General features: G+C 65.6%; 6 protein-coding genes and 1 riboswitch. Of the genes, 3 read left to right on the plus strand and 3 right to left on the minus strand.

Annotated elements, in window-relative coordinates:
* Window positions 1-89, minus strand: a riboswitch (glycine riboswitch).
* Window positions 90-292: 203 nt separating this feature from the next.
* Both alaS and BraRD5C2_RS18890 read left to right on the plus strand, forming a co-directional pair.
* Window positions 293-2965, plus strand: coding sequence for an alanine--tRNA ligase (alaS, locus tag BraRD5C2_RS18885; RefSeq protein WP_223970337.1), 2673 nt, complete (start codon window positions 293-295; stop codon window positions 2963-2965).
* Window positions 2966-2976: 11 nt separating this feature from the next.
* A complete protein-coding gene (locus BraRD5C2_RS18890; RefSeq protein WP_223970355.1) occupies window positions 2977-4227 on the plus strand; it encodes a cyclic nucleotide-gated ion channel in 1251 nt (416 codons plus the stop codon).
* Between the two features lie 94 nt (window positions 4228-4321).
* Here BraRD5C2_RS18890 and BraRD5C2_RS18895 read toward each other — a convergent pair whose 3' ends face one another.
* The 3 genes from BraRD5C2_RS18895 to BraRD5C2_RS18905 form a co-directional block, all read right to left on the minus strand.
* Complete coding sequence (locus BraRD5C2_RS18895) at window positions 4322-4822, minus strand: DUF3455 domain-containing protein (RefSeq protein ID WP_223970338.1); 501 nt, start codon at window positions 4820-4822, stop codon at window positions 4322-4324.
* 36 nt (window positions 4823-4858) lie between these two features.
* Window positions 4859-6073: an NADP-dependent isocitrate dehydrogenase gene (locus BraRD5C2_RS18900; RefSeq protein ID WP_223970339.1), complete on the minus strand. Its 1215-nt coding sequence runs from the start codon at window positions 6071-6073 to the stop codon at window positions 4859-4861.
* A gap of 196 nt (window positions 6074-6269) precedes the next feature.
* Window positions 6270-7997, minus strand: coding sequence for an alpha/beta hydrolase family protein (locus BraRD5C2_RS18905; RefSeq protein WP_223970340.1), 1728 nt, complete (start codon window positions 7995-7997; stop codon window positions 6270-6272).
* Between the two features lie 306 nt (window positions 7998-8303).
* Here BraRD5C2_RS18905 and BraRD5C2_RS18910 point away from each other — a divergent pair.
* A partial coding sequence (locus BraRD5C2_RS18910; RefSeq protein ID WP_223970341.1) for an RNA methyltransferase occupies window positions 8304-9231 on the plus strand: 928 nt, incomplete at its 3' end.

The following is a 9231-nucleotide window of genomic DNA, read 5'->3' on the forward strand; positions in this document are numbered from 1 at the left end:
GACGTCACGCGGTCCTTTTGCCTGAGAGTTTCCGGGGCGGTTGCTCCTTCGGCGCCGGCGGTAAGGCCGGTCTCTCCCGACGTGACGGGGTAACAGGTAGGTAGAAAACACGGCGCCACCAAGACTGTCAACGCAGCTGCAACAACTATCCAATGGGCTTTGTGCTGCCGCGGCAAGCCCATGATCTGCCTGCACAGTTTCTGGACACCGCAGCTGGCAATGTCTAAAAGCGTTCGGCCGGAAAATGACGCCTTTTTGCGGCTGGCCGGCCCCTTTTTCCGATTGGATGAACATGAGCAGCGTCAACGACATCAGGTCGACATTTCTGAACTTCTTCAAGGAGAACGGCCACGAGATCGTGGCGTCGTCGCCGCTGGTTCCGCGCAACGACCCGACCCTGATGTTCACCAATGCCGGCATGGTGCAGTTCAAGAACGTCTTCACCGGCGTCGAGAAGCGCGGCTATCAGCGCGCCACGACGTCGCAGAAGTGCGTCCGCGCCGGCGGCAAGCATAACGACCTCGACAATGTCGGCTATACCGCGCGCCATCTCACCTTCTTCGAGATGCTCGGCAACTTCTCGTTCGGCGACTACTTCAAGGAGCGCGCGATCGAGCTCGCCTGGAATCTGATCACCAAGGATTTCGGACTGAAGAAGGACAAGCTGCTCGTCACCGTCTACCACACCGACGACGAGGCGGCCGGCTTTTGGAAGAAGATCGCGGGCTTCTCGGACGATCGCATCATCCGCATCCCGACCTCGGACAATTTCTGGGCGATGGGCGATACCGGCCCGTGCGGTCCTTGCTCGGAGATATTTATCGATCGCGGCGAGCATATCTGGGGCGGACCTCCCGGCAGCCCGGAGGAGGATGGCGATCGCTTTCTCGAGTTCTGGAACCTGGTGTTCATGCAGTACGAGCAGGTGACGAAGGAGGAGCGCGTGGCGCTGCCGCGTCCCTCGATCGACACCGGCATGGGGCTGGAGCGCATGGCCTGCATCCTGCAGGGCGTCGAGAGCGTGTTCGAGACCGACCTGTTCCGCCATCTGATCGATGCGGCCGCTTCGGCCCTCGGCCATGGGCCGAACGAGCAGAACGTGGCGTCGTACCGGGTGATGGCCGACCATCTGCGCTCCTCGGCGTTCCTGATCGCCGATGGTGTGCTGCCGTCGAACGAGGGCCGCGGCTATGTGCTGCGCCGGATCATGCGCCGCGCGATGCGCCACGCGCAGCTCTTGGGCGCGAGCGAGCCGCTGATGCATCGCCTGGTCTGGGCGCTGGTCCGCGAGATGGGCCAGGCCTATCCGGACCTGGTCCGCGCGGAGAAGCTGATCGAGGAGACACTGCAGCTGGAAGAGACCCGCTTCCGCAAGACGCTGGTGCGCGGCTTGTCGATCCTCGACGAGAAGAGCGCCGGCCTCAAGAAGGGCGACATGTTCGACGGCGACACCGCGTTCACGCTGTACGACACTTATGGCTTCCCGCTGGACCTGACGCAGGACGCACTGAAGTCGCGCGGCATCAGCGTCGACCAGGCATCGTTCACCGACGCGATGAACCGCCAGCGCGAGAAGGCGCGCGCCTCCTGGGCAGGCTCCGGCGAGGCGGCGACCGAGACGATCTGGTTCCCGCTGCGCGAGAAGCTCGGCGCGACCGAATTCCTCGGCTATGAGACCGAGAGCGCGGAAGGCGTGGTAACGGCGCTGGTCAAGGACGGCGCCGAGGCCGATGGCCTCAAGGCTGGTGAGAGCGGCGCGATCGTGCTGAACCAGACGCCGTTCTATGCGGAGTCCGGTGGTCAGGTCGGCGACGTCGGCATCCTCACGGGCGAGGGCGTCAAATTCCGCGTCACCGACATGCAGAAGAAGGCCGGCGACCTGTTCGTACATGTCGGCACGGTGGAGCAGGGCACGCTGAGTGTCGGAACCGCGCTGCAGCTCGAAGTCGACCACAACAGGCGTTCGTCGATCCGCGCCAACCACTCGGCGACGCATCTGCTGCACGAGGCGCTGCGCCAGGTGCTCGGCGATCACATCGCGCAGCGCGGTTCACTGGTCGCGCCCGATCGCCTTCGCTTCGATTTCGTGCATCCGAAGCCGATCACGCCTGAAGAACTCGCCCGGGTCGAGGACATCGCCAACGATGTCGTGCTCGAGAATGACGAGGTCACGACCCGCATCATGGGTGTCGACGATGCCCGCGAGGCCGGTGCGCGCGCGCTGTTCGGCGAGAAATACGGTGACGAGGTTCGGGTCGTCTCGATGGGCAAGAGCGCCCGCGAGCATGGCCAGAACGCGCTTGGCTGGTCGGTCGAGCTCTGTGGCGGCACCCATGTTCGCCGCACCGGCGACATCGGCCTGATTTCGGTGACCGGCGAGAGCGCGGTCGCCTCCGGCGTCCGCCGCATCGAGGCGCTGACCGGGCATCATGCGCGCAAGCACGCCAATGACACGATGACGCTGGCGAAGACCGCGGCGGCCGAGCTGCGCACCTCGATCGAGGACGTGCCGGCGCGCATCGCAGCCCTGATGGAGGAGCGCAAGAAGCTCGAGCGCGACCTGTCGGACGCCCGCAAGAAGCTCGCGATGGGCGGCGGTTCGTCGTCGAACGGTGCCGCCTCCGGCGTGCGCGAGGTCGGCAACGTCAAGCTGCTCGCTCGCGCGGTCGAGGGCGTCGAGACCAAGGACCTGAAGAGCCTGGTCGACGACGGCAAGAAGCAGATCGGCTCGGGGGTGGTCGCGATCGTCGGCGTCACCGAGGACGGCAAGGCCGGCATCGTGGTCGGCGTCACCGCCGACCTCACCTCGCGCTTCAACGCGGTCGAGCTGGTGCGCAAGGGCTCCGAGGTGCTCGGCGGCAAGGGCGGCGGCGGCCGGCCCGACATGGCGCAGGCCGGCGGCCCCGACGGCGCCAAGGCGGACGCCGCGCTGTCGGCAATTGAACAAGCGATGGCCGGCGCCTGACGGAGAGGCTGATCGTGGCGACGGCTCCGCTCAAGCCCACGATCAGCGATCCCGGGCTGCGCGAGCGTCTCTACGAGCTGCTTGAGCAGGACCACCTGCCATATTCGGTCGGCTTGCGCTTCGTCCGGCTTGTTGTCGCGATCATCACCGTCGATGTGCTGGCGGCGATCCTGGCGTCGGTGCCGGAGATCGATGCGCAGTTCGGGTGGCTGTTCACAGCGATCGAGATCGCCGCCGTGATCGCCTTCGCGCTGGAATATGCCGCGCGGCTCTGGAGTGTGGTCGGCCGCTCGCTGCGCGACATGACACCGTTGCAGGCGCGGCTGGAATACGCCTTCTCGGCGCTCGGCGTCATCGACCTGCTCGCCTTCCTGCCATCGGCCATCGCGCTTGCGATCGGTGACAAGACCGCGCTGGTGTTGTTCGGCATGCTGCCGTTCCTGAAGCTCGTGCGGTATTCGACCGCGATGCGCTCGCTGCTTGCGGCCCTGCATGCCGAGCGACGCACGCTGTTCGGCTGCGTCGTGATCCTGACCGGCGCGGTGCTGCTGTTCGCCGCGCTGCTCTATGCCATCGAGCACAAGGTGCAGCCGGACAAGTTCGGCACCATGCCGCAGGCGATGTGGTGGGCAATCGTGACGCTCGGCACCGTCGGTTACGGCGACGTCGTGCCGGTGACGCCGCTCGGCCGTATCGTCACGGTGGTTGCGATCGTGGTCGGCTTTGCGATGATCGCGCTGCCGGTCGCGATCGTCTCGACTGCGTTCGCCGACGAGGTGCGGCGCCGCGACTTCGTCGTCACCTGGGGCATGCTGGCGCGGGTGCCGCTGTTCTCGCACCTCAACGCCGCCGACATCGCCGACATCATGCGGCTGTTGCGGTCACAGACCATCGAGGCAGGCGAGGTGCTGGTGCGGCGCGGCGATGCGGCGTCGTCGATGTATTTCATCACCGCCGGCGAGGTCGAGATCGACCTGCCGAGCCAGCGGGTGCGGCTTGCCGACGGCGCGTTCTTCGGCGAGATCGCGCTGCTCCGGCGGACCAACCGTTCCGGCACGGTGACGGCGATGCGGAAGACCAAGCTGCTGCTGCTCGATGCGCAGGACTTCCATGCCCTGATCGAGCGGATGCCGGCGCTCGCCGCCCATGTCAGGGAGACGGCGGAGGCGCGGCTCGCCGATCCGCTCACCGCCGGTGGTGACCTTGCCGCCAGCGAGATCGCCCAGGCGCCGCACGAGACCGACGGCGGCATCCGCGACTAAAGCCTCGTTCCGATCAAATCGGAACGAGGCTTTAGATTCCTCTTTTGACGCGTTTTCTTCACGCGAACCGGTACCCACTTCGCTTGAAAACGCTCTAGTCGCGGCGCAGGAACACGTAGTCCGCCGAATACGCCGCGCTCTTCAACGCGCCTGATTTGTCGCAGGCGCCGTTGAGTTCACCGCCCGAGGTGTTGATCCGCTGCACGGTGGCGACGCTCGACAGCAGGCCGTTGCCGCGATGGGCGATCACCTCGAGCTTCAGCCAGGGAATGTCAGCTGACGTTGCGCCGGGCGCGCTGCCCGCGGTGCGGGCGGTCACGGCGCTGCCGTCGACATGCTCCCAGTTCGGCCCCGCATAGTGCCGGCCGACGGTGCGGCCACCGGCAATCAGGGTGGCGACCGGTTCGCGGAACGACCAGGCAAGCTTGCCGTCGGTGACCGGCTTGCACTCATAGACCTGCACGCCCTCGGCATGGACGGTGAGGACCGCGGTCTCGTCGGGCGCCGCGACGGCGTCCGGCAGGGGATCGGCAGCGAGTGCCGCCGATCCGGTCAGCAACAAGGACGCGAGCGTCACCCGGCCGAGAAGGGTCATGGTCACGCTCGCTATTGTGTCTGGAAACAGCGGCCGTCAGGCCGCCATCGCCTTCCCGAGATTGTCGGCGACCTTGTCGAGGAAGCCGGTGGTCGAGAGCCAGCGCTGGTCGGCGCCGACCAGGAGCGCGAGGTCCTTGGTCATGTAGCCCTCTTCGACGGTCGCGACGCAGACCTTCTCCAGCGTGGTGGCGAACTTCGCCAGCGCCTCGTTGTTGTCGAGCTTGGCGCGATGGGCGAGGCCACGGGTCCAGGCGAAGATCGACGCGATCGAGTTGGTCGAGGTCTCCTTGCCCTTCTGGTGCTCGCGGTAGTGGCGGGTCACGGTGCCGTGGGCGGCTTCGGCTTCCACCGTCTTGCCGTCCGGGGTGAGCAGCACCGAGGTCATCAGGCCGAGCGAGCCGTAGCCCTGGGCCACGGTGTCGGACTGCACGTCGCCGTCATAGTTCTTGCAGGCCCAGACATAGCCGCCGGACCATTTCAGCGCCGAGGCCACCATGTCGTCGATCAGGCGGTGCTCGTAGGTCAGGCCCTTGGCCTCGAATTCCTTCTTGAACTCGCGGTCGTAGATGTCCTGGAAGATGTCCTTGAAGCGGCCGTCATAGACCTTCAGAATCGTGTTCTTGGTCGAGAGGTAGACCGGGTAGTTGCGCAGCAGGCCGTAATTGAGCGAGGCGCGGGCGAAATCGATGATGGAGTCGTCGAGATTGTACATCTCCATCGCGACGCCGGCGCCGGGCGCCTTGAACACTTCCCGCTCGATCACGGTGCCGTCCTCGCCGACGAACTTCATCGACAGCGTGCCCTTGCCCGGGAACTTGATGTCGGTGGCGCGGTACTGGTCACCATAGGCGTGGCGGCCGATGATGATCGGCTTGGTCCAGCCGGGAACCAGGCGCGGCACGTTCTTGCAGATGATCGGCTCGCGGAAGATCACGCCGCCGAGGATGTTGCGGATGGTGCCGTTCGGCGACTTCCACATCTGCTTCAGGCCGAACTCCTTCACCCGGGCCTCATCGGGGGTGATGGTGGCGCATTTGACGCCGACGCCGACCTTCTTGATGGCTTCGGCGGCGTCGATGGTCACCTGGTCATTGGTCTCATCGCGGTATTCCATGCCCAGATCGAAATAGAGCAGTTCGACATCCAGGAACGGGTTGATCAGCTTGTCCTTGATGTACTGCCAGATGATCCGGGTCATCTCGTCGCCATCGAGCTCGACGACGGGGTTGGATACCTTGATTTTAGCCATGACGGGGAGGCCCTCTTGGGAACGGCGCGCTTTTGACGGCGGGGGGTGGAAAATACGCCTGCGCTATAGCACCGCCCGCGGACGGGCGGAAGCGCACCGGTTATGCACTTTCAGCCCATCTTTTGACCGAGAACCGCCATTCTGAAGGGCGGCTCTCGCTCCTTGTCCTGGGCGAGTTTTCCTCGCCTGAACCCCTCTAAAACGGGACCTGCGTCGCGGTCCCGGCCACGATGTACCAGGTCACGAACAGGCCCGCGATCAGAGCCCCCGGCAAGCTCGATCCGGTCCGCCGCCAGGTGAAGGTCGCGATCACGCCGACGATCGCCAGCAGCGGCACGAACTGGATCGCGACGATGGTCGAGAGCGGCACGAATCCAGGGTCCGGGATCGGGTTGAACAGCTTACCGGTCAGCCACAGCGTGCCGTATTGCAGCACCAGCAACACGATGAAACCGAGCGTCAGCGCCAGGATGTTGGTCAGATAGAGCGCGCCGCGCGGCGCGCCCATGGTCGAGAAATTTCGGTGCAGCACGTGCAGCGCCACCACGAAAAACGCCGTGAACGGAATCAGATAGATCAGGAAGATGAGGAATTGCTTCGCGCTCATCAATTTGAGTGCGACGATCCAGAATCTGAAGTCGATCTTGAAGGCGAGGTCGGCGAGCCAGAGCGCAGCGTAGCCCACCACAACCGAGGTCACCGCGATCACGACGGATTGACCGACGAGGCCGGCCCGACTGGCGCGCTTAGGGGCGAACCACATCAGGGCCAGCGTGATCAGGCCGTTGATGATGGCCCAGACCAGGATCTGGTTGGTGATGCCCTGCGGCAGGAACGCGCTCGGGGTGACAACAGTGCCGCCCAGCGCAAAGGCCGGGTAGTAAGTCAGCGCCGGGATGAAGGCGGACAGGATGAACGCCGTGGTCCAGCGCCGGCCTTTGGCGGCCTCGTGCGGCGGCATGGTGCCGTCGGCAACCGCCGGCAGCCGCAGGCGGGAGAACATCGGCGCCTCCAGCAACCCGTCGAATGTCCCGATCACCAGCGCCACGAAGCCGATCAGCGCGATCAGGGTGCCGATCTCCTTGCGGAACCAGATCTGGTCGTCGGCTGGACGCGGGGTGCCGCCCTTCAATGTCTTGGCGAACCAGTCGAGGCTGTAGCCGATCGCCTCATGCGAGAGGTGCTCGGCCGGATGGGTCATCGCGGGGGTGTGCAGCACTCGCGCGGTGCCGTTGGCCGGATCGCCATAGACCTTGCCCGGCTCGACCGCGCCTTGCGTGCCGAACAGCGCCCAGAGTTTCGGGCTCTTGGTGACGTCGCGGGCGAGGTCGACGCCCCACATCAGCTCGGGGAATTCCTCGTACTGGGCGAACACCAGCGCAGTGTTGCGCGGCCATGTCGCGGTGCCCTCGGCGGCGAACGGCTTGCCGGTCGACGAGCCCTCCAGCACCATCGATTTGTAGTCATTGGGCATCGCGGTGGCGGCCGCCAGCACGGTCCAGCCACCCATCGAATGGCCCTCGAGCCCGATGTTGTCCTTGTCGACGAATGGCAGGCTGCGCAGATAGGCAAGGCCGTCAGGTCCGCCAAAACCGTTGGCGAAGGAGGGCGGGTCGCTATAGCCGTGGCCGGTCTGGTCGAGCGCCAGCACCACATAGCCGCGGCGCGCGAACTCGATGGCGAAGCCGTCCTGGGTCTCGCGCGAATTGATGTAGCCGTGCACCGCGAGGATGCCGGGGGCCGGGATTTGCGGCGTCGCGTTCGGCGGGACGTAGAGCAGGGCGCTCATGGTGTTGCCCTTGGCGCCCTTGAATCTGACATCCTCGATCCGGATGCCGCCTGCGGTCTGCGTGAGGTGGGCGAGCAGGCCCCCCGCCACGATCAAGACCACGCCGACAATCGCCAGCGTCCATCTGCCCCGCATCGTCGTCCCCCCACTGCTTCGACCCAAGTGCCTCGCCGTTCAAGCGGCGTCTCAAGCGTGCCTTTACAGCTTCGCTTTGGTTGTGGTTGATAGCCTATCCGAAGGCCAAGCGCGCGCAAGCGGCAGTCTTCGCTCCGTGCGATTGGGACTCCGATTGAGGATTCGCAAACGCTGCTAACCCTGTTATCTCCTTGGAGAAAATGGTCCCGCGCAAAACCGGTTGCGGCGCTCCGCATGAGAGTTTGAATCAGCTGCTTCGGAAGCTGATTCAAAATCTTCAGACGTTGAATCAGAAAGTGAAGTGAGATGTCCGGCACCGACAAGACCAAGGCAGGGCACGACCTTGCCGGTCCCGTTGTCATCCTGGTCGAGCCGCAGCTTGGCGAGAACATCGGCATGGCCGCGCGCGCGATGGGCAACTTCGCGCTGACCCGGATGCGCATCGTCAATCCGCGTGACGGCTGGCCGAACGTCGCCGCGCAACGCGCCGCCGCCGGCGCCGACCACATCATCGGTTCCGTCGAGTTGTTCGACACGGTCGAGCAGGCGATCGCCGATCTCACGCTGGTGTTTGCGACCACCGCGCGCGCCCACGATCAGGCCAAGCCGGTGGTCGGGCCCGAAGGCGCGGCGAACGAGATCGTCGGCCATGTCGCATCCGGCGGCGGAGCCGGCATCCTGTTCGGGCGGGAGCGCTCCGGCCTGACCAATGACGAGGTCGCGCTCGCCAACCGCATCATCACCTTCCCGGTCAACCCGGGCTTCGCCTCGCTCAACCTCGCGCAGGCGGTGCTGCTGATGGGGTACGAATGGTTCAAGCTCTCGACCGCGGGCGCGCTGCCCTTCGCGATGCCGGAGCGGTCCGAACCGGCCTCCCAGCACCAGATGCAAGCGTTCTTCGACAACCTCGTCGCCGAGCTCGACAAGGTCGAGTTCCTGCGGCCGGCAGAGAAGCGCGACACCATGCTGGTGAACCTGCGCAACATCTTCACCCGGATGGACCCGACCAAGCAGGACATGCACACGCTGCACGGCGTGGTGATGGCGATCGCCGAGGGCCGCAAGGGTCCGGCCAAGGGCGGCGTGCTCGACGGCGCGCAGGCGACGCGTCTGCGGGCGCTGCTCGCCGAGCAGGGGCAGGGCGGCGCTGCCGCCGACAACTCCAGCACGGTGCGCGGCCTTGCCCGGCTGCTCCGCCGCAACCCGACCGACGCCGAGCGGATCCTGTGGCAGG

It is taken from the genome of Bradyrhizobium sp. RD5-C2, assembly GCF_019972155.1.
Taxonomy (GTDB): domain Bacteria; phylum Pseudomonadota; class Alphaproteobacteria; order Rhizobiales; family Xanthobacteraceae; genus Bradyrhizobium.